The following is a 19,912-nucleotide window of genomic DNA, read 5'->3' as shown; positions in this document are numbered from 1 at the left end:
ATGATCTGCGAGAAAACGGCCTTCTTGTAGCATTGCCGAAAGGTCAGAGGGCTCAGCAAGGGTCTGTCGCAAACTTTTTTGTCGCCTTCAAAACTTAGAAATTCATCCTCATGTCTCCTGACATAATCGCTCATTTATCCAAAATATTACCTTCGACGATTGCTAGAATAGGGATATCAGTTGGTTCGTGCCGCCTTATGGCACCGCTTCTGAAAATTTAATTCTACGGAGAAAAACTCTCCGACAAGCCCCTCAAAACTCATCGCCACCTGCCGGATCAATCGTCTGCGCGATCTCCGCGACCGCGCAATCCTGATGGTCGCCTTCGCCTCAGGCGGACAACGTCGCAGTGAGATCGCCGACCTCAGAAAGGAGCAATTGGCGGCGGATGAGCCGATACAGGCCGAGGGCGGCTCCCTCTCCTCTCTGTCCATTCATCTCGGCTGCACGAAAACCAGCTCTGCAGAAAGCGATGAAGTCGTCTATCTTTCAAGCGGGCCGGTCGACGCGCTGAACGCCTGGCTCCGAGCCACGAAGATTGAGGGCGGGAGTGTGTTCCGGGCCATCGACCGCTGAGCAATCTCTCGCGTCGGGCGCTCGATCCCAAGGCAGTCAATGACGTCGTCAAGCAGCGTGCTGAGCTCGCCGGGCTCGATCCCACCGAATTCTCGGCCCATGGCCTGCGTTTCGGCCACTCACAAGACCCAGCCAATCCGCCTTCGGCGCATCAACCGGATGCAGGGCTTCGCCGCGCATTGCACAAAGTCGAGATAAGTGGATGCCGTTTTTATCCCACCACCTTAATCTTGACTAGTAATATCCACTTACATATTCTCCGGCAATTGCGCCCTTCGCGGCGCTCCGTTTTAACCTGACATTTGGAAGCTCTGGTTTTGGACTGGGACATACAAAACCTGTTTCGGCGCCACGCAAAGGGCATCGCCAATTCCTTGAGAAGACGCGGCCTGACAGTGGAAACCGCTGCAGATCTCACTCAGGACACGTTCCTGCGCGTCATTGCCAGCCCACCGCCCGAACGGGCGGAAAACAGCAATCCTCGCGCCTATCTCTATCGGATTTCGCACAATCTCGGCGTCAATCACCGCCGGCGGGAATCCCTGGTGGAGATGGTGGAGCTCGACGCCGCCGCTGCTGTGGCGGATCCTGCGCCATCGCCGGAGCGCATCGTCTACTCTCGCCAGCGCCTTGAGATGACGCACCGCGCGATGGCGGAATTGCCCGAGCGCACGCGGTTGGCGTTTGAAATGCATCGCCTCGGCGAACGCACCATCGCCGAAGTCGCAGACGAACTCGGCATTTCCACCACCAGGGCATGGTCGCTGATCCGCGACGCCTATCGTCATCTCGTCTCACGGATCGACACTGACGGTGAAAATTGATCCGCGCCGATTGTATCACTCTGTAGACGCATCTCCCAAAACAGAGAGATGAGGCCGAAAGCGGAGAGTCCAGGCGCGGGCGCGCATAAACTGACGACGCGCGACGCCGGCGCTTGCGAGTTCCGGAGATCAGGATCATGACCCAACCCAACCAGTCCGACGCCAATCTCCTCGACGAGGCGATCGATCTCGTCATCAGGCTCCAAAACGATCCCGACAATCCTGTCGCGGCCGAGATGATCCGCGCCTGGCGCGCCCGCAGTCCGCGTCATGACGAGATCTGGACGCGGGTCGCTATGGCGCATGGCGCGTCCGGGCTCATTCTCGCGGAAAAGCGCCGGATCGAACGACGCGAAAGTCTGGGACTCAGCCGGCGCAACCTCATGTTGGGCGGGCTCTGTCTCCTGGGCGGCGCAGCGGGCTGGATGGCCGCGCCTGGCCTGATTTTGGCGGCGCGCGCCGATGTCATCACCGAAAAAGCCGAACGTCGACACATCCAACTACCGGATGGCAGCGTGGCGACGCTCGGCCCACAAAGCGCTCTCGTCTATGACTTCGACAGTGGCCGACGCAATATCCGACTGCTCGACGGCATGTGTTTTGTGGAGGCGGCCACAGGCTCGTCGCCGCCGTTCTCAGCGTCATGCGGCGATGTGCAGGTCAACGCCGCCGCCGCCGCCTTCGAACTGTCGACCGAGGGCGGTTTTTCACGTGTTTCCGCCGCGCACGGCGCCGTCGAGGTGGTCATTTCGGGCCAGGCGGCCCCTCTGACCCTCACCCTGCAACAGCAGCAATGGCTTCGGCTGGACGACGCGACGGGACAGGTCGACCGCGGTCTCCTGGAGGAGGGTCAGGTAGCGGCCTGGCGCGACAATCTGTTGATTGCCGATCAGGAGCCCGTCGCGGCGCTTGTTGCGCGGATCGGTCGGTGGACGCCGGGCCGGATTGTGGTCGTCGACCCCTTCATCGGCGGACAAAGAGTGAGCGGCGTCTTTGATCTCAATGACCCTATCCGCGCGCTCGAAGCGGTGGCGCTACCAGCCGGCGCCAAAGTGCGCAAGATTTCATCGATCGTGACCGTGATCTCGCCGCTCTGAAAAAACTTGACTGAAATAGTGAAAATATCTCGCCCCGGATTGTAACAATAATGGGACCGAATGACGCCAAGCAGGCGCGCATCGCTCCCGTCGTAGAGTTCTTGGTCAAAGGGACAGGTAAATGGGGCGTTGGGGAACAGAGAAGACAACTGCCGTGAAAATGAGATATCGCGCGGCGCGGGCATTGATATTAGCGGCGGCTCTGCTTTCGAGCGCATCCGTTGCGACGGGGCCGGCCGCCGGCCAGGTTCAGGAGAACCAACGCTTTTCCATTCCGGCCGGCCCCCTCAACAAGGCGTTGATTGCATTCGGCAGACAGTCCGGCTTGCAGGTGACCTATCTCGGCGCAGTCGCCGCCGGCAAATCGTCGAACGGGTTCACCGGCGCGGCGACGCGGCAGGAGGCGTTGACGTCTCTGCTTGCGGGCACAGGCCTGGTTTACACATTCCCCAATGCGAAGACTGTGGCGATCTCACCATCAGCGCCCGCCGGCGTTGACGCTTCGGTGGTCGGCGCGACCGTCCTCAAGAAAATCATTATTGACGGTGAAGATAACGGCGTCGTCGCCACCGACAGTTCCATCGCCACCAAGAGCGACACGCCGATCGTCGAGATTCCGCAGACCGTGAACGTGGTCACACGCAAGGAAATGGACGATCGCGCCGTGACCGATTTCAATTCCGCCGTTGCCTATACGCCTGGCATCCGGGCTATCGATTATCCCGGCGGACAGGGCATGCCGGACATCTACCTTCGTGGCTTCCGCGCCAACAGCCAGATCGCCAACTATCGCGACGGCCTGCGCAACGGCTTCAACGCCTATGACGGCGATATCGAGATGTATGGACTGGAGAGGCTGGACATTCTCAAGGGACCTGGCTCGGCCTTGTTCGGGCAAACCGCGCCGGGCGGGCTTGTCAACGCCACCACGAAGCGGCCGACCGAGGACACACTGCGACAGATCGATCTCGAATATGGCAGCAACGACCGCAAGCAGCTCGGCCTGGATTTCAGCGGGCCGATCGACGAACAAGGCGCGATCCTCTATCGAATGACCGGTCTCTATCGCGAAAGCGACACCCAGATCGACCATTCACCTGAAAATGCGCTCTATATCGCGCCCGCGCTGACTTTCGCGCCTGACGACGCAACATCGCTGACCATCCTCGCCAATTACCACAAGGTCGAGAAGGGCGGCGCCGAGCAGAGCCTGCCGATGGACAACACCATTTTCGACAATGGCATTCGCATTCCTTCGAGCCTCTATCTCGGCATTCCCGGGGTGACTGAATGGAACGCGAAAACCGCTTCGCTCGGCTACGAATTCAGCCACGAGTTCGACAATGGCTGGACGGCGAAACAAAGCCTTCGCTACACGCATGCCGACATCGACTACACATCCGGATGGATCTGGGATTGGCCGACCGCACTCTATGACGGCCATTACGCCCGCATCGGCGCTCAGCAGCGTCCAAAAACCACAGACGCGGTCGTGCTCGACACCAATATCGGCGGCGACGTCGATATCGGCCCAACCGAGCACAAGCTGCTGTTCGGAATCGATTACGGCTATTACAACGGCAGCGAAAGCCGGACGAACTCCACCAACTACATCACTGTCGACGTTCTCGACCCCAGCTACGACTCTTCCGGACTGACCTTCGGCTCTCCCTGGGCCGACGAAACCATTATCCAGCACCAATTGGGGGTCTATGCACAGGACCAGATCAAGGTCGAAAACTGGGTCCTTTCCCTGGCGGGACGCTATGATTGGGTTGAGGGCGAAGTGGAGGATCACCTCGGCGGCTCCGAAACCTCGACGGATGATCGGGCCTTCACCGGCCGCGTCGGTCTCGGCTACCTGTTAGACAATGGCGTCGCGCCCTATGTCAGCTATTCCACATCCTTCCAGCCGGAAACGGGAACGGATTTCAATGGCGAGCCCTTCGAGCCGACCACCGGCGCTCAATGGGAAGCCGGCGTGAAATACCAGCCGACCGCGTGGAACGGCTTCCTCTCGGCGTCGGTTTTCCAAATCACCCAGCAGAACGTCACCACCGCCGACCCGGTCAATATCGGCTATTCCATCCAGGAAGGAGAGGTGCGTTCGCGCGGCTTCGAGCTGGAAGGCAAGGCGGAACTGACCGACGCGCTCAGCCTGTTGGCGGGCTATTCCTACACAGACGCGCGCGTCACGAAAGACAATGACAACGCTTCCGGCGTCAGCAAGGTCGGCTCGCGCCTGTCTTCCGTGCCCTATCACCAGGCAAATCTGTGGCTCAACTACACCTTTGGGGAAAGCGTGTTGACCGGCCTGACGCTTGGCGGCGGCGTCCGCTATGTCGGAAGCTCCATGGCGCCGATGGACACGACGACGGGAGAACAGGTGAAAGTCTCCGGCTACGCCCTTCTGGACGCATCCGTGAGTTATGATTTCGGCATGGCCAAACCGGATCTGAAGGGCCTGAAACTGACCTTGTCCGGCACGAACCTGACGGACGAGAAGTATTTCACCCCGGGCTTCTATTCCGACACGGTGTTCTACGGCAATCGTCGCACGGTCAAGGCGGCGCTCTCCCACAAGTGGTGAGGGATCGACCCATCGCGCCAAGCGGACTTCTGCGCCGGCGGGCACTGCTCGTCGGCGGAGTCGTCGCGGCTTGCACAGGCCGATCTTCCCAGGCGGCGATCCCGCCGGATCCCCGTCGGATCGTCGCGCTCGACTGGCCCTGCGCGCTCAACCTTCTCGCGCTCGGCGTCGTCCCGCTCGGGCTTCCCGAGCGCGATCGTTATCGTCAGTTCGTCGTCGAGCCGACGCTTCCCGATACGGTCAAGGAGATCGGCTTCCGCTCCGAGCCGAATATCGAACTCATCGCATCTCTGCGGCCCAAACTGATCCTGGCAACGGGCGAGGCAGCCGTAATCGGCGCGGATCTGGCGGAAATCGCCCCGGTCCAGAACTTTGATCCGGATGACTATGAAGAACCGGATCGTCTCGCCAGCGGCGCGCGCGCGCTCCGTGGACTTGCGGGTCTCCTGGCGATCCCAGCCGCTTACGAGAGTTACGACAAAAACTTCAGCCGCGACATTCAAGCCGGCGCGGCGCGTTTGACCCGCTATGACGGCAGTCCAATTTTCATCGCCTCCATCATCGATGCGCGCCGGATGCTGGTCTTCGGCCGAAACAGCCTGTTTCAGGCCGTGCTCGACAGATGGGGCGTTCAGAACGCCTGGGACGGCTATACGTCGCGATATGGCCACGCCACGACGACGGTCGATCGACTGGCGTTGCGGCCGGAGGCGAGATTGCTGCTGGTGGGAAATAACGCCGTCTCCACATTCGAGCAGATGAGATCGTCGCCGGTGATGGCGAGCCTTCCCTTTGTGAGGAACAAACGAGTTCATGTTGTGCCGGAAACCTTGTTCTACGGAGGCCTGCCAGCGGCTTTCCGCTTCGCCCGGCTGGCTTCCCGCGCTCTGGAAACCACTCGATGACGATGGCCCGCATCTCGGCGAAACCGTCGGTCCTGACGCTCGGCCTGCTGGCGCTCTGCATGGTGATGGCGAGCCGCAATATACTGGCGGAGCTTCCCGACGGCGCCCCGCTCTGGGCGCTCATGTCTCCCTCGAGCGATCACGTGGGCGAAATGTTGGTTCACTATACGCTGCTGCCGCGCCTGGTCGTCGGCATTCTGGCGGGCGCGGGCGTCGGGCTGGCGGGAGCCATTTTGCAACTGGTGCTCCGCAATCCGCTTGCCGAGCCCGCCACGCTCGGCGTCGCCGCCGGCAGCAATCTGGCGCTGACGATCGCGACGCTCTATATGCCGTCCGCCTTGTCCGCAGGGGTGGAATGGGTCGCTTTCGCCGGAGCCGCTTTGGCCCTTGGCGCGATCATGGCGCTTTCTGTGCGCAGCCGCATGTCTCCGGTCACCGTCACTTTGGCCGGAATGATCGTCAGCCTCTATTGCGGGGCCGCGAGCGCAGTGCTGGCCCTCTTCCATCATGATCTCCTGGTGGGGCTGTTCATCTGGGGCGCCGGCTATCTCGATCAGCAGGACTGGCATGGAGCCGCCTATCTCGCGCCCCGTCTTCTGGCGCTGGCCGGGGTAGCGGCGCTGTTGTCGCGTCCGCTCACCATGCTGACGCTGGGCGACGACAACGCGCGCGGCCTCGGCCTGTCGCCGGAAACGGTCCGCATCATCGCGCTTCTTGTGGCGGCGGGTCTGTCGTCGGTTGTCACGGTGACCGTGGGCGTGATTGCGTTTGTCGGCCTGGCGGCGCCGGCGCTCGCCCAGGCCTGTGGCGCAAGGCTCACGGGAGACCGGTTCGTCTGGTCGGCGGCAATCGGCGCGTTGCTGCTGACAACGGCCGACCAGATGGTTCTGTCATTGCCGATCACGTACCGCCTCTTTCCGACCGGCGCCGTCACCGCCCTTTTCGGGGCTCCCCTGCTCTTCATCCTGATCGGCAGGCTCAGGCCGCCTGCGGCGCCGGGCCAGCTCTTGGCGACGCGGACTTCTCGTCTTCGTCACCCCATGATCGCGCTCTGCCTCTTGACCGCGATGCTCGGCCCTGTCTTCTGGCTCGCCCTGTGGGTCGGCGCGAGCCAGGACGGCTGGACTGTCCTCGACAGCGCAACCCTTGATCTTCTGCAATGGCGGTGGCCGCGCGCGCTCGGCGCGTTTTGCGGCGGAGCCATGCTTGCCTTGGCGGGCGCCATCCTGCAACGGATGACTTGCAATCCCGCCGCATCCCCGGAAGCGCTCGGCGTCTCCTCCGGCGCCATGCTCGGCGCGCTCTTCCTATTGCTGACAGTCGCCGAGCCGACCAGAACCGGCCAGATCATCGCCGGTTCGGTCGGGGCGTTCGGAGTGCTTATCCTCATGTTCGCTTTGTCGCGCAAAGCGGGCTATTCGGGCGATCGCCTGCTTCTCATCGGCGTTGCGCTCAGTTCGGTGACAAGTTTCGTGATGGCGACCCTGATGTCGGCGCAGGACCCGCGTCTGGGGCAGGCCTTGGCCTGGTTGTCGGGCTCGACCTACGCTGTGCGGAGCCAGGAAGCGCTGATCTCGGCGTTCCTTCTCGCCGCCGCGCTGATGTCGATCCTTGCCATTCGCCGCTGGCTCGACCAGATGGCGCTCGGAGAAGTCGCGGCTAAGGCGACTGGCGCGCCGGTGAACATTCTTCGGATCAGCCTGTTCGCCTTGTCTTCTCTTCTGACCGCCGGGGCCGCCATTCTGGTGGGGCCGCTCAGCTTTGCAGGGCTGATGGGACCCCACCTTGCTCGCCTGTGCGGATTTCGTCGAGCCGGAGGCCATCTCGCGGCTTCGGCGATCATCGGCGGCCTCATCCTGCTTCTTGCCGATTGGATCGGCCGCACCGTGATATTTCCGTTTCAAATCCCTGCTGGACTGCTGGCGACGCTGGTTGGCGGACCGCTCCTTCTCTTGTTAATGGGACGAAAACCGTGAACCCATTCACCCGACCCCTGCGCCTCAGGCGGACACCGGCTCCAGGTATCCTGGATATAAAGCGGAGCGGACGCTCCTTTGTGCTGATCGGTTTGTCTGCTGCTGCAGGCGGCATGTCGGGGCTGGGCTCCGTTTGGCTGCTGTCGCTGGTGAACGCAGAACTCAACCGGCCCGCCGGCATGGACGCATATACCGGCGCCATGCTCGCGGCGCTTTGCGTCGCCACGCTCGCCGCTCGCGCCACGTCAGACATTTTGGCCAATCTTGTCGGACAGAATATCGTCGCCGAACTTCGCCTCTGGCTGGCCAGACGCGTCTTCGGGGCGCCGGTGGCGGCGCTGGAAAACTACCGGTCGCATCGGCTGCTTCCAGTTCTCACTCATGACGTGGACGTGATCAGCGACCTCGCATTCGTCGCCGCGCCGCTGGCGATTTCGCTGCTCGTCACGCTCGGTTGTTTCGTTTGGCTGGCCTTGCTGTCTCCATCCCTGTGCCTGGCGGTCGCCATCGCCCTCACACTCGGCGCAGTCGTCCAGTACGTCGCCCGCCAGAAGGGGATTGCGGGCTTTGAGGCCTCCCGGGCGGCCGAAGACGAGTTGCATCGCGCCTATGGCGACATGATCGGCGGCGCCCGCGAACTCAAGATCAACCGATCGAGGCGCGTTCGCGTCTACAAAGATCAAATCGAAACACCCGTAAACCGCATTCGCGCCATCAATACGCGCGCGGTGAGCATTTTCGTCGTCGCCAACGGGTTCGGCGCGGGTCTGGTTTTCCTGCTGATTGCGCTGGTCCTCGCGAGCCGAAGCGTGCTGGGTCTCGACGCCGAGACCCTGTCCGGTTTCGTGCTCGCTCTGCTTTTCCTGCGCGGGCCGGTCGAGCAGATCATGGCCGTCCTGCCGACGATCGCCCGCGCCCAGGTCGCGCTCGCCCGGATCGGGGAGCTCAGCAGCGCATTCGACCGCATTGTCCCGGACGCCGACGTTTCCGACGACGCGCCGACCGCGCCGATCTCACGCCAGTCTCCCTGGATCGCCTTCCGCGGGGTCGAATACGCCTATCCGGCCACAGCTGAGGGTCGGCCTTTCAGCCTGGGGCCCGTCGATTTCACCTTCGAACCCGGACAGATCACCTTCGTGACCGGCGACAACGGCTCGGGCAAGACAACCCTGGCCAAACTGCTGCTGGGCCTGTATGCGCCAGACTTGGGTGTGGTCGAAGTCGACGGCGTCACGATCACAGACCAGACGCGTGACGCCTATAGACAGATCTTCTCTACCGTTCTGTCCGACTTTCATCTCTTCGAAGATCTGCCGCCCGGCCAGTCGCTGTCGGAAGACGACTGGAGCCGTCATATCGATCGCCTGGGCCTGAACGGCAAAGTGTCGGTGAAAGATGGCCGCCTGACGACCACCGACCTCTCGGCCGGACAGCGTAAGCGGCTGGCCCTGCTGCATGTTTGGAGCGAAGCGCGCCCGGTCCTCGTCCTCGACGAATGGGCGGCGGATCAGGATCCTGGATTTCGCCGGATGTTTTACGAGGAACTGCTTCCGGAGTTGAAACGCCAGGGCAAGACGCTGATCGTCATCTCCCATGACGACCGTTATTTCCACATCGCTGACCATATTCTCCACCTCAAGTCCGCGATGACGGATTGAAACGTCTTCATAGCCGGGGTCGCAACATGATCTTTTCGTGGCGACATGGTTGCCGCGTTCCACCAAGACGAGATACATCGGCGCATTTTGGAAAGAATGGCTTGGCGAAATGGCAGGGATTAGCCTGCCTGCGGGTACAAAGATTCAATTGCGATTGTTGGCCTTGATACCGTTAAGCGCCGGGCCTGCCCAGGTCACACCCAATGTTCCAATTCCAGTTCACCGCGACAGCCCACACCGTTGCATGTGGCGAAGCTACTTTTACGCGTCTCTGAAGGTGATGTGGCTGTTAATGCGGCCGGATCGAAACCATCTCTTTTTTCGGTGATCGCGCCTGCCATGAAGATAACGAACAGGGTTTCATGGCGCCAAATGGTTGGGCAAGCACGCCTTCGAAAGATTTGCGGAAAATGCTTGCCTATGCCATTGAAGAGACATCGTTCCCACTTGGGCCATTGCGCCCAAAGATCCAAGATCGTCTCATGAAGACCGCAATCAATCCGCCCTCCGTCCGCCGTCCCTTTGGTCACTACAATCACGGTCTCGCTGTGCCCGCTGGCGCGCGGCTGCTGGTGACATCCGGTCAGTTGGGACTGACGACGGACGATGTCATTCCCGACAGCGTCGAGGACCAGGCCGTCCTCTGCTTCGAAGCGATCGGCGCCATTCTCAGGGATGGCGACATGAGCTTTGAGGATGTGATCCGCATCTCGGCTTTCGTGACGCGGCGCGAGGATTTCGCGCCTTATATGGCGGTGCGCGACCGCTATACCGGCCTCATCAAGCCGGTCTCGACGCTGATCATCGTATCCGGTTTCACCCGACCTGAATTCCTGGTCGAGGTGGAAGTTACTGCCGCAAAAATCGACTGACGGCTCAGAATGCTTCCATCCGCGCCCGCACCTTGTCGAGGAAAGCGATGCGGGTCTGGTCGGTGGCGCGGTTCATGTCGTAGTGGGCCAGAAAAGTCACCGGGCTCCAAGGATTGATCTGAGCGCGCAGCACGCGCTTGACGATCTTCTTGGGCGGATTGCCGGCGACAAAGGCGCGAAATGGCGTTGCGCCATAGGTCAGCACTGCGCCGAGCTTCTGGATATGGCGAAGCCGCGACTGCACCTTGCCATCCACAAGTTCAAACGAAATGCCGGGCACCCAAACGCGGTCGAAATAGCCTTTCAGCATGGCCGGAAAGCCGAAATTCCATACGGGTGTGACGATCACCATCGCCTCTGCGGCCAGCAGCCGGTCGCAATAGGATGAGACCAGTTTCGTGTTCTCCGGATAGTCGTGATAGACGATCCGGTCATGCCGCGACATCACGGGATCAAAACCCTCGGCATAGAGATTGCAGTCATCGACCGTGTGGCCGGCGCGCGCGAGCGCCTCGCGCGCGGTCTTGTGCAGCGCCGCGCCATAGCTTTCTTCGACCGGATGTGAATGCAGCAGAAGAACGCGCATCAGGATACTCCCATGGATTCGAGCCCGCGGAACAGGAAATTCTTGCCCGCGGTGAAATCGAAATCGGGATTTTCCCAGGCGATCATCTTGCCGGGATTGAGCAGCCCCTTGGGATCGGTTTCTCGCTTGAAGGCCAGTTGCACCTGGTCGGTCTGCTTCATGCCGCCCTCCTCCAGCGTATAGCGATGCGGATTGAAGATCGGGCAGCCATTGTCTTCATGGATGCGGATGATCTCGTTGAGCCGCTCTTCAGTCGTGTAGCGCACCAGCGGCAGGCCGGCGCACTGGATCTCGCCATTGAAACGAATGAATTCGAGATGGCCGGGCACTTCATCGCCGAAAATCTCGGTCATCCTGGCGACCTTGGCGACGTGATCGGGGCTTGGATATTGCACCTGCAGATAGGTGAAGTTGGGATCGACTTTGAGCGCCCTCAGCGTCGTGTGGTTCCAGGCCAGCTCATAGGCGTGCGGAATGCCCTTCATGCTCTCGACTGTGTCGGAGCGGAAGATGATCTCAGCCTTCTGGGTGCGCGCGAAGGCTTCGAACGGCCCCATCGCAAACGGCGCGACCATCAGCACCGCAACGGATTGGCCGTCGCGGATCCATGGCTTGTGGCGGGTGAAATAAAGATGCGGCACAGGCGCGGCGATCGGCGCGATCTCCTTGGTCAACAGGCCGTTTTCATGCGCCAGCGCATCGGAGAAGCGGACAGCGTCCATGAAATCGTCAAAGCCCACGAGCACGTCGACCCAGTCATAGGCCGGAGCAAGCGGCATCTCGACTTCGGTGATGATCCCATTGGTGCCATAGGCGTGCGAGACCTTGTGCAGGTCCATGCCGGTGAGATCGAGCACGCGCGGTTCGGCCTCCATCGTCACCACTCGGAGGCGTAGAATATTGCCGATATCGCGCAGGCCGCCCCAGGTGATCGAGCCCACGCCGCCGGAGCCGCCCGCGACAAAGCCGCCGAGGGTGGCGGTCTGCGCCGTCGACGGATGAAAGCGCAGTTCCTGGCCGGAATGGGCGCGGGTCTGCTTGTCGAGCTGGGAAATGATCACGCCGGGTTCGGCGATGACGCGGCCCGGATGGATTTCCTTGACCTTGTTCATATTGGCGAGATTGAGCACGATGCCGCCCGACAGCGGCATGGCCTGACCGTAATTGCCGGTTCCCGCGCCACGCGGCGTGACCGGCACGCCATGCGCATAGGCGGCTTTCAGCGTGCGGATCACCTCTTCTTCTGACACGGGCGAGACCACGAGATCGGCCGTGACATGATCGAGCTGCGCCTTGAGCACCGGCGAATACCAGTAGAAATCCCGGCTTTTCTGCTTCACCAGCGCCGGATTGTCCTCGATCGCAATGCCGTCGAGTTCTTTGATGAGAGCGGCGTAATCAGGCATGTCAGGCTCCAAGGATGGGATCGAGGTCGCGATAGTCAGGCGGGGTCCTGTCAATGGGACGCCCCTTGCGCAGGACGGTGCGATCGGATTGCGGACGGGACAAAAATTCGCTCCAGCGGCGGGCGCTGAACAATACGAGATCGGCCGGCTGTCCCACAGCGATGACGCCAAGCTCGGGGCGCCCGAGAATGGACGCCGGCATAGACGTGATGACGTTGGCTGCGTGATCGAGGGGGTGATCGAGATGCAGGATGCGCACCGACTCGCGGAACACTTCTACCGGATCGAGATCCCCATAGGCGTAGAACGGATCGCGGGTGTTGTCGGAGGCGACAGCAACGCGGACGCCGACGGCGCGCAATTCATGCACAAGTGTAACGCCCCGCCAGCGGGGCGTGTGGCCGGCATGGCGATCCTGCAGATACATGTTGCACATCGGCAGCGACACGACGGCGAGATCGGCCTTGGCAACCAGCTCAACAACCCGCTTGGCGGCGTCCTCATTCTGCTGTGCAAGCGAACAGCAATGACCGACGGTCACTGCGCCTTGAAAATTATGCCGCAGCTTGGCTTCGGCGATCGCCTTCAGCGTCATCGCGCTCGGATCGGCCGTCTCGTCCACATGCAGATCAATGTCTAGACCGTATTCAGCGGCGGCGCGAAACAGGCGGTCGAATTGTCTGTCGATCTCCGGGTTCATCAGCGGAAAGCCGCCGAGTAGGCCGCCGCTCGCCTGGACCACAGTGAGGAGATCAGTGAAATCCGCCTCTTCGGTCATGATGTCGAAGGGAAACAGCGCCACGGCTTGCAGCGCGATGCGGTCCTGCCATTGCTCGCGCATGGCCTCAAACACGCCGAAGGAAATGCGATGCTGCGGCGGCAGGCTGTCGAGATGGGTGCGGATCAGCTGCGTGCCATGCGCATAGGCGGTCTTCAGCGAAAACTCCATGCGGGCTGAGACATCCGCTGCGCTCCAATGGCTAGCGCTGTCGGCCCGCACCGTTTCCAGCGCGCCCATAAACGAGCCGTCGGGATTGGGCGCCCGCTCCCAGATATGGCCCTTGTCGAGATGGGTGTGCATGTCGGTGAAGCACGGCCAGACCATGCCGCCGCGCAGATCAACGGATGCATCGAGCGGCAAATCCGCGCCAGCAGGGGTGATCGACTCGACCAAACCATCGGCGATGACGAGATCGGCCGTCGCCAGCCCTTGAACCGCCGGCGCTGAAAGCCCGGGCGCGAGATCGGCGGGGATCGTGGCGTTGCGCAATTGATAGCGGCGGGCGGTGGGGATTGTGAGCATCAGTTTTCCCTCTTCAGGCTGCTCTCATGCCAGCGGTGCAGCACCAGCCAGGACAGGAAGGAGGTGAGCGAAAACAGCGCGACCCCGAGAACAGACAGCATCAGCAGCGCTGCAAACAAGCGAGGAATATTTAGACGGAACTGCGCCTCTAGCAGCCGAAATGCGAGGCCAGAGCCCGCGCCTGCCGAGCCTGCGGCAAATTCGGCCACGACCGCTGCAATCAGCGCAAGCCCGCCGCCGATCCTGAGGCCGGTCATGAAATAGGGTTGTGCGGCCGGAATCTTTAGATGAATAAGCGTCTGCAGAGGTGACGCGCCATAAAGCTCCATCAGATTGAGCAGATTATGGTCCACGCTTTTCAGCCCCTGAACCATATTGGACAGGATCGGGAAGAAAGACACGAGAAAGGCGCAGATCAACAGCGCCACTTGTGTGGTCGGCGCATAGATCAGGATCAGCGGCGAGATCGCCACGATCGGCGTGACCTGTAGAATGACGGCGATGGGGTAAAACGCCAGTTCGATCCAGCGCGACTGGACGAGAAAGATTGCAAAGCCTACTCCGCCGATCAGCGCCAACGCCAGCGATACCAGCGTGATGCGGGCGGTGACGAGAAAGGCGGGCCAGAGAATGCCCCAGTCATTGACCAGCGCTGTGGCGACAGGGATCGGCCCGGGCAGGATATAGGGCGCTGCGCCGCTGATGCGCACTGAAAGGTCCCATATGACGATCAGGATGGCAATGACACAAGTCGGCACCAGAATTTTCAGTAACAGGTCGCGGCGCTTTTCTGCGTTGAGATCAGCCATCAATGCGCCTCCTGTCCATACATGGCGTCGGCCAGCGAGCGGGACACCCGGTCGCACGCATTGCGATAGGCGTCCGATAGCCTGAAATCCTCGTTCTTCTCGACATTGGCGTCGAGTGCAAAATCCTCATGCACCCGGCCAGGCCGGGCGCGCATCACCACGATGCGGCTGGACAGATAGGCGGATTCATAGACGGAATGGGTGACGAAGATCACCGAAATGCCGGTCTCCTTCCAGAGCTTCAGGACATCGTCATTGAGCTTCTGGCGGGTGATTTCATCCAGCGCCGCAAAGGGTTCATCCATCAACAAAAGTTTTGGCCGAGTCACCAGCGCGCGGGCGATTGAGACGCGCATTTTCATGCCGCCGGACAATTCACGCGGATAGGCTTTCTCAAAATCGGCAAGACCCACCGTGGCTAGCGCTTCCATGATGCGCGGCCGGGCGGCTTTGGCGGAAACGCCCTTGAGCAGCAACGGCAGATGCACATTGCCGTAAACAGTGCGCCAAGGCATCAGCGTCGGTTCCTGGAAGACGAAGGAGATGTCGCCCTCGGGAAGCCCCCGCGCATTGATCTGCGAACTCGGCCAGTCGATCTCCCCCGAGCTTGGCCCGCCGAGGCCCGCAATGATGCGCAGAGCCGTGGACTTGCCGCAACCCGAAGGCCCGAGCAGGCTCACGAATTCCCCCTGCCGCACGGTCAGCGACATGTCGGTCAGCGCCAGCGTGCCGCTGGAAAAGGTCTTGGAGACCGACTTCATCGTCACAAGCGGCCGCTTCCTGGTCACGCTTTGCTCGGGTTCGGGGTCATGCGTCATGAAAATGGACTTTGGCGTACGGACGATAGGGATTGCCGCCGCCGCTCTCGCGGCGACGGCGCAAAGCATTACTTCTTGAGGTTCATGCCGACGCTTTTGCAGACGAACTGGGTGGTGAAGGCCTTCTTGTAGTCGGTATCGGCCTTGAACACCTTGATCTTGACCATGGCGTCAAAGAATTCCTTCTGGCGCTCGTCGGTCATGCAGCCGATGCCCTTGGTCAGCGCCTCGCCCGATTCAAGAATGCCATATTCCTTCATCTTGGCGATCGAATAGGCGATCTGACCGTCTGTGATTTCAGGATTGTCCTTCTTGATCAGATCGTTGGCGGCTTTGTTGTCGCCATAGAGATAGTTGTACCAACCCTCGATCGACGCATCCACGAAACGCTGAACCAGATCGGGGTTCTTCTCGACGAGTTCAGTGCGGGCAGCGATGGTGGTGGAGTAAGGGGCATAGCCGGCATCCGCCAGCAGGAACACCTGCGGCTTCCAGCCGGCCTGGCGCTCGACCTCATAAGGTTCGGATGTCAGATAGCCCTGCTGGGCGGAATCGGGATCGGCGATGAACGGGCCGGGATTGAAGTTATAGGGCTTGTATTGCTCATCTTTGAAGCCCGGATAATTGGCCTTCATCCAGCTGAAATAGGTGAGATAGCCGTCCTTACCCATGAAAATGGTCTTGAGTTTGGCAAGGTCTTCGAACTTGTCGATACCCTTGTCGGGATGCGCCATCAGGATCTGCGGATCTTTCTGAAACAGGGCCGCAACATTGGTGACCGGGATACCCTGTTCGACGGCGGAAAGCTCCTCCATGGCGCTGCCCATGTAGAAATCGATCTTGCCGGCAATCAACAGCGCACTGTTGGCGGCATTGGGGCCGCCCTGGACAATGGTGACGTCAAGGCCATGCTTTTTGTAGGAGCCATCAGCGACGGCCTGATAGAAGCCGCCATGTTCGGCCTGCGCCAGCCAGTTGGTGCCATAGGTCACCTTGTCTTCGGCAAGGGCTGCATGAGAGGTCAAAAGCGCGAGCCCAAAGGCCGCAGACAGCAGATATTCTTTCATGACATTCAGCATTTTGTGTCGTCCCTCTTCGTTCCGCACGCCAGCAGCAGCGTCTCCTGACGGCAATTGAACGCTTGCAATGCGCGTTGAAAAGCATCAAATTTCGTCCGCATTGATGCCTTTTTGGCAGAGTTCTAAACAGTGTCGCCCAAATGTGCGGCGTGACTTTTTTTTTGGCAGGATATGCTGAATGTTGCTGCACTCCCGAAAACTTCTCTATGTCGACGAGATCGCCCGTTGCGGTTCGATCCGCAAAGCAGCGGATCGCCTGAATGTCGCGTCATCGGCCATCAACCGGCAGATCCTGGCTTTGGAGGAAGAACTCGGCGTGCAGATCTTCGAGCGCTTGCCGCGCGGCCTGCGGCTGACGGCGGCCGGGGAACTCTGCATTGAGCATATTCGCGATGTGTTAAAGGATTACGAGAAGCTTGAGGGCCGTATTCGCGGGCTGAAAATGCCGCAGGCCGGCAAGGTTTCGATCGTCACCACGGTTGGCCTGGCCGCCGGTCCGCTGCCGGAACTGATGGCGCGCTTTATTACCGAGCATCCGCGCGTACGGGTGTCGCTGCGCAATGACGGCGGCTCCACCACGATCAATCCGGTAATATCAGGCGAGGTCGATCTCGGTCTCGGCTTCAACATTCCGGCCACGCCCGGCATCCGCACGCTGGCGAACTTCGATATTCCCATCGGCGTGGTGTTGCCGCCAGGCCATGCGCTGGCGGGAAGCCCGCGCGTGAGCCTGATCGACGTGGTGCAGGAAAAGCTTGTGCTGGCGTTGCCGGGAACCTCGTTGCGGGACATGATCAACCTGATTCTGGCGCCCCTGCCCTTGCCGATCGAGCCGGCGTTGGAGACCAATTCTTCGGAAATGCTCAAGCAGATCGTGCGCCACGGCAAGGCGTTGACGCTGTTGAACCCACTTGACGTTCTGGCCGAATGCCGGCGCGGCGAACTGGTCTATCGACCGCTCGCAGATCCCTATGTGCGACACCAGCAGCTGAAACTATTTACCCGCGCCCGCGCCTCGCTGGATACAGTGACCAGCCTGTTTGTGGAATTCCTGCTAGGCGAACTCGTGGAAATGGTGCGCGAACTGCAGGGATTGCCAGCCGTGACGGAAGTCGTTCAAGGTTGATAGAGGTTGGACAGCCGATAGGCCTTGAGATCTTCAATCAGATCGATGAAGGCGCTGGCCACATGCCTGCAATAGAGCGCGCCCTTTTCCGCTGTTCCCTTCGAGGCATCGCCCACAACGCCATTGGGGTTGAGATCATGAGCGATCCAGGCCAGCGCATGAGGCGGCAAGGGTTGCAGATAGCGCGTGTTTTCCTTCATCCACTCCGCTTTTGAAATGAAGTTCTCCGCCTTCGCCATTTTCACCAGATCAGGACGGAAATGCAGCATGATCGAGGTTTCGACCTCGCCGCCATGGATACCGAAAGCCATTTCACGCGGATCGAACAGTCCTTCCGGCGATCCAAAACGGCTCCATTGCGTGGCCACGACCGCCATATTGAAGCGAACGCGCATTTCGCGCGATACGATGCTCATGATATCCAGATTCCCGCCATGGGAATTGACGATGATCATCTTGCGAATGCCCGCCTCCGACACCTTCTGGCCGATCGCAGTCCAGGCCTGAATCAAAAGTTCAGCAGGCAGTGAAAGGGTCCCCGGACCGTGAATATGTTCATTGGCCTTGCCGATCTCCTGTGTCGGCAAGACCAGCACGTCGAGATGTTCCGGCAGTAATGCGCGCACTTCGCCCAGCATGCCATTGGCGATGGCGACATCAGTGCAAATCGGAAGATGCGGACCATGCTGTTCAGTCGAAGCCAACGGCAGGATCGCTATGGTGGTCTCCGGATCAAGCCCACGAAACTCCTGGCTTGTCAGTTCGTTCCAATAGAATCTCTTTGTCATCGGCAGTCGCTTCCCGAAGTGTTTCCCGGGTGGCTTAGGTCAAAATCCGGAGCACCAAAAGCATCAAATTGCGCCAACTATGATGCCTTTTTTAGAGATGATGTTTGTTTTCATGTCGCACACCCAACATCTAACTGGCTATCCCGCCCGAAGGGACGCTGGCTGGCCGTTAGCCTTCAGCAAAGCCATCAGCGCAGGCCCAAGCGAGAACTCGCCCTGTAGCGTTCTGACCGTCAGGCTTCGGAGATATCCGCCAGCCGAATTGATGTGACCGGACCGCTCGAGAATGCATGCCATGGCTGTGGCGGCGTTTTCGGGACCCATCGCGACACAGGCGTCCTGATAGGCGGACGGGCTAACCCCGAGCATAGAGCGGACCACCACAGCCGCGCCCATCAGGTCACGCCAGCTCGCAATCACACCCCCAGGCCCATAATCGCTGATTTGCGGGCACGCTCGCAACACCAATCCCAAAGGGAAGGCCTTCAGCCCAGGATTCAGGTTTTTGCCATCCACCGCAGGTCTTGCTGACTGCTTTTCTTCTAAAGCGGTTTCAGATTCATTGATGGATTCGGTATTTGAATTCTGTATGTGGCGCTCATTTAGACTGTCATTGGAGTGCATTTTTTTAGATTTTAGCTGAAATTCCAGTGTGTTGGTTACATCTTTCATCAAGGCCTGGAGCTTCTCCGTCGTTTTATCGATGAACTCACTTCCCGGATTTCGAGGGAGCGCCGCCATAATTGCAATGTAGCGATCTTCCAGCTCAGCCCAGTTGCCGGCCGCCCCCTCCTCCAATGCGGCGGAAATCAGCTTCCGCAGATCCCGGCGCAAAAGTGTCAAAGTCTCCCTCGCCTGCCGAAGCCGGGCGGCTTCAACGGCGACCTGCTGGGCGAGCAACGCCAATTCATCGGACCTTGCAAGCAGAGGCTCCAGGCTAAAGCCAAAAGCCGTTTGCACATCGCCATCCTGATCTCGGCGGGCGTAACGCTTCCCATTTGGGCTGTCGCGACGAAAAATCACCCCCGCCTCGACCAGCGCCGCCAGGGCCCGTCGCAGGGTCGCGCCGGAAATACCGTGTGCTCGCAGCGACAATTGTGCGTTGGACGGGAACACAATCATTGCCTGACCGTCCGCCAAATCAGTGTCAGGATAAAAACTCAAAAGCGCATTGAGAACTGCAAGCGGTCGGTCTTGAAGACCGAGCAGGGAACGAGCTTCGCAAACATCGCGAAACACTTTCCATTTGTCCACTGTCCTGTCGCCACCCGGTTCTCCTGCGTCAAGCTGACGCTTCACTAGCGCAAGCTTCGCCGGCCGCCGCCCGAAGGGCGTCGTTAAGTATCCGATTCGCATGATCTCTCACCTTTCTAAAGGCAAAAGAAATCCATCCGCCAAATTGACGCCAAACACTCTTGACTAATGTCTGTGGGAATGCGATTCTCGAAGGGCTCAATCAAAGAGAGGCTTCCACAGCGGCGACGTTTTGGGGGCCTTTT

The 19,912-nt window shown here is 60.3% G+C and carries 17 protein-coding genes and 1 pseudogene; 9 read left to right on the top strand and 9 right to left on the bottom strand.

Annotated elements, in window-relative coordinates:
• Positions 1 to 252: 252 nt before the first annotated feature.
• From M2360_RS06700 to M2360_RS06670, 7 genes and pseudogenes are all read left to right on the top strand, one after another.
• A pseudogene (locus tag M2360_RS06700) lies at positions 253 to 713 on the top strand (tyrosine-type recombinase/integrase); the annotation flags it as partial.
• A gap of 165 nt (positions 714 to 878) precedes the next feature.
• Positions 879 to 1,400 (top strand): sigma-70 family RNA polymerase sigma factor, encoded by a 522-nt coding sequence (locus M2360_RS06695; protein WP_348529534.1) that lies wholly within the window; start codon positions 879 to 881, stop codon positions 1,398 to 1,400.
• Between the two features lie 137 nt (positions 1,401 to 1,537).
• Positions 1,538 to 2,497 carry a FecR domain-containing protein gene (locus M2360_RS06690; protein ID WP_280773834.1) on the top strand — a complete coding sequence of 320 codons (960 nt, stop codon included), beginning with the start codon at positions 1,538 to 1,540 and terminating at the stop codon, positions 2,495 to 2,497.
• Between the two features lie 160 nt (positions 2,498 to 2,657).
• Positions 2,658 to 5,087 (top strand): TonB-dependent siderophore receptor, encoded by a 2,430-nt coding sequence (locus tag M2360_RS06685; protein ID WP_280774082.1) that lies wholly within the window; start codon positions 2,658 to 2,660, stop codon positions 5,085 to 5,087.
• Positions 5,081 to 5,992 carry an ABC transporter substrate-binding protein gene (locus M2360_RS06680; RefSeq protein ID WP_280773832.1) on the top strand — a complete coding sequence of 304 codons (912 nt, stop codon included), beginning with the start codon at positions 5,081 to 5,083 and terminating at the stop codon, positions 5,990 to 5,992. Before M2360_RS06685 ends, M2360_RS06680 begins: the two co-directional genes overlap by 7 nt.
• Positions 5,989 to 7,968, top strand: a complete 1,980-nt coding sequence (gene fhuB, locus M2360_RS06675) for a Fe(3+)-hydroxamate ABC transporter permease FhuB (RefSeq protein WP_280773830.1) — start codon at positions 5,989 to 5,991, stop codon at positions 7,966 to 7,968. Before M2360_RS06680 ends, fhuB begins: the two co-directional genes overlap by 4 nt.
• A gap of 80 nt (positions 7,969 to 8,048) precedes the next feature.
• Positions 8,049 to 9,626, top strand: coding sequence for a cyclic peptide export ABC transporter (locus tag M2360_RS06670; RefSeq protein ID WP_280773828.1), 1,578 nt, complete (start codon positions 8,049 to 8,051; stop codon positions 9,624 to 9,626).
• Positions 9,627 to 9,820: 194 nt separating this feature from the next.
• Here the strand turns inward: M2360_RS06670 and M2360_RS06665 are convergent, their stop codons facing one another.
• On the bottom strand, positions 9,821 to 10,099 hold the full coding sequence (locus M2360_RS06665; RefSeq protein WP_280773827.1) for a hypothetical protein: 279 nt from the start codon (positions 10,097 to 10,099) through the stop codon (positions 9,821 to 9,823).
• 9 nt (positions 10,100 to 10,108) lie between these two features.
• On the opposite strand from M2360_RS06665, the gene M2360_RS06660 reads away from it, so the two are divergent.
• Positions 10,109 to 10,498, top strand: coding sequence for a Rid family hydrolase (locus M2360_RS06660; protein ID WP_280773825.1), 390 nt, complete (start codon positions 10,109 to 10,111; stop codon positions 10,496 to 10,498).
• A 4-nt stretch (positions 10,499 to 10,502) separates the two neighbouring features.
• Here the strand turns inward: M2360_RS06660 and M2360_RS06655 are convergent, their stop codons facing one another.
• The 6 genes from M2360_RS06655 to M2360_RS06630 all read right to left on the bottom strand — a co-directional run bounded on the left by M2360_RS06655 (position 10,503) and on the right by M2360_RS06630 (position 16,499).
• A complete protein-coding gene (locus tag M2360_RS06655; RefSeq protein ID WP_280773823.1) occupies positions 10,503 to 11,084 on the bottom strand; it encodes an NAD(P)H-dependent oxidoreductase in 582 nt (193 codons plus the stop codon).
• Entirely contained in the window at positions 11,084 to 12,490 is a 1,407-nt protein-coding gene (locus M2360_RS06650; protein ID WP_280773821.1) for an FAD-binding oxidoreductase, read from the bottom strand. The genes M2360_RS06655 and M2360_RS06650 overlap by 1 nt, the downstream gene beginning before the upstream one ends.
• Position 12,491: 1 nt before the next feature.
• A complete protein-coding gene (locus M2360_RS06645) occupies positions 12,492 to 13,793 on the bottom strand; it encodes a cytosine deaminase (protein WP_280773819.1) in 1,302 nt (433 codons plus the stop codon).
• A complete protein-coding gene (locus M2360_RS06640) occupies positions 13,793 to 14,602 on the bottom strand; it encodes an ABC transporter permease (protein WP_280773818.1) in 810 nt (269 codons plus the stop codon). The genes M2360_RS06645 and M2360_RS06640 overlap by 1 nt, the downstream gene beginning before the upstream one ends.
• On the bottom strand, positions 14,602 to 15,420 hold the full coding sequence (locus M2360_RS06635; protein WP_280773816.1) for an ABC transporter ATP-binding protein: 819 nt from the start codon (positions 15,418 to 15,420) through the stop codon (positions 14,602 to 14,604). Before M2360_RS06635 ends, M2360_RS06640 begins: the two co-directional genes overlap by 1 nt.
• 68 nt (positions 15,421 to 15,488) lie before the next feature.
• Positions 15,489 to 16,499: an ABC transporter substrate-binding protein gene (locus tag M2360_RS06630; protein ID WP_280773814.1), complete on the bottom strand. Its 1,011-nt coding sequence runs from the start codon at positions 16,497 to 16,499 to the stop codon at positions 15,489 to 15,491.
• A 181-nt stretch (positions 16,500 to 16,680) separates the two neighbouring features.
• Between M2360_RS06630 and M2360_RS06625 the strand changes: the two genes are divergently transcribed.
• Positions 16,681 to 17,625 (top strand): LysR family transcriptional regulator, encoded by a 945-nt coding sequence (locus tag M2360_RS06625; protein WP_280774080.1) that lies wholly within the window; start codon positions 16,681 to 16,683, stop codon positions 17,623 to 17,625.
• Here M2360_RS06625 and M2360_RS06620 read toward each other — a convergent pair.
• Together M2360_RS06620 and repC are read right to left on the bottom strand one after the other, a co-directional pair.
• A complete protein-coding gene (locus M2360_RS06620; protein WP_280773813.1) occupies positions 17,616 to 18,413 on the bottom strand; it encodes a creatininase family protein in 798 nt (265 codons plus the stop codon). The genes M2360_RS06625 and M2360_RS06620 overlap by 10 nt on opposite strands.
• Positions 18,414 to 18,551: 138 nt before the next feature.
• Positions 18,552 to 19,769, bottom strand: a complete 1,218-nt coding sequence (gene repC / locus M2360_RS06615) for a plasmid replication protein RepC (protein WP_280773811.1) — start codon at positions 19,767 to 19,769, stop codon at positions 18,552 to 18,554.
• Positions 19,770 to 19,912: the final 143 nt, after the last annotated feature.

Origin of the sequence: Rhizobium sp. SG_E_25_P2 (assembly GCF_029892285.1) — a bacterium.
Lineage (GTDB): Bacteria > Pseudomonadota > Alphaproteobacteria > Rhizobiales > Rhizobiaceae > Rhizobium_E.
The sequence above is the reverse complement of the archived record's forward strand: the minus strand, read 5'-3'. Positions and strand labels throughout refer to the sequence as shown.

Coding starts and splice junctions, on each gene's coding strand:
- M2360_RS06690 (WP_280773834.1), top strand. CDS start 1,538: ATGACCCAACCCAACCAGTCCGACGCCAATCTCCTCGACGAGGCGATC.
- M2360_RS06685 (WP_280774082.1), top strand. CDS start 2,658: ATGAGATATCGCGCGGCGCGGGCATTGATATTAGCGGCGGCTCTGCTT.
- fhuB (WP_280773830.1), top strand. CDS start 5,989: ATGACGATGGCCCGCATCTCGGCGAAACCGTCGGTCCTGACGCTCGGC.
- M2360_RS06660 (WP_280773825.1), top strand. CDS start 10,109: ATGAAGACCGCAATCAATCCGCCCTCCGTCCGCCGTCCCTTTGGTCAC.
- M2360_RS06655 (WP_280773823.1), bottom strand. CDS start 11,084: ATGCGCGTTCTTCTGCTGCATTCACATCCGGTCGAAGAAAGCTATGGC.
- M2360_RS06650 (WP_280773821.1), bottom strand. CDS start 12,490: ATGCCTGATTACGCCGCTCTCATCAAAGAACTCGACGGCATTGCGATC.
- M2360_RS06645 (WP_280773819.1), bottom strand. CDS start 13,793: ATGCTCACAATCCCCACCGCCCGCCGCTATCAATTGCGCAACGCCACG.
- M2360_RS06640 (WP_280773818.1), bottom strand. CDS start 14,602: ATGGCTGATCTCAACGCAGAAAAGCGCCGCGACCTGTTACTGAAAATT.
- M2360_RS06635 (WP_280773816.1), bottom strand. CDS start 15,420: ATGACGCATGACCCCGAACCCGAGCAAAGCGTGACCAGGAAGCGGCCG.
- M2360_RS06630 (WP_280773814.1), bottom strand. CDS start 16,499: ATGCTGAATGTCATGAAAGAATATCTGCTGTCTGCGGCCTTTGGGCTC.
- M2360_RS06620 (WP_280773813.1), bottom strand. CDS start 18,413: ATGACAAAGAGATTCTATTGGAACGAACTGACAAGCCAGGAGTTTCGT.
- repC (WP_280773811.1), bottom strand. CDS start 19,769: ATGCGAATCGGATACTTAACGACGCCCTTCGGGCGGCGGCCGGCGAAG.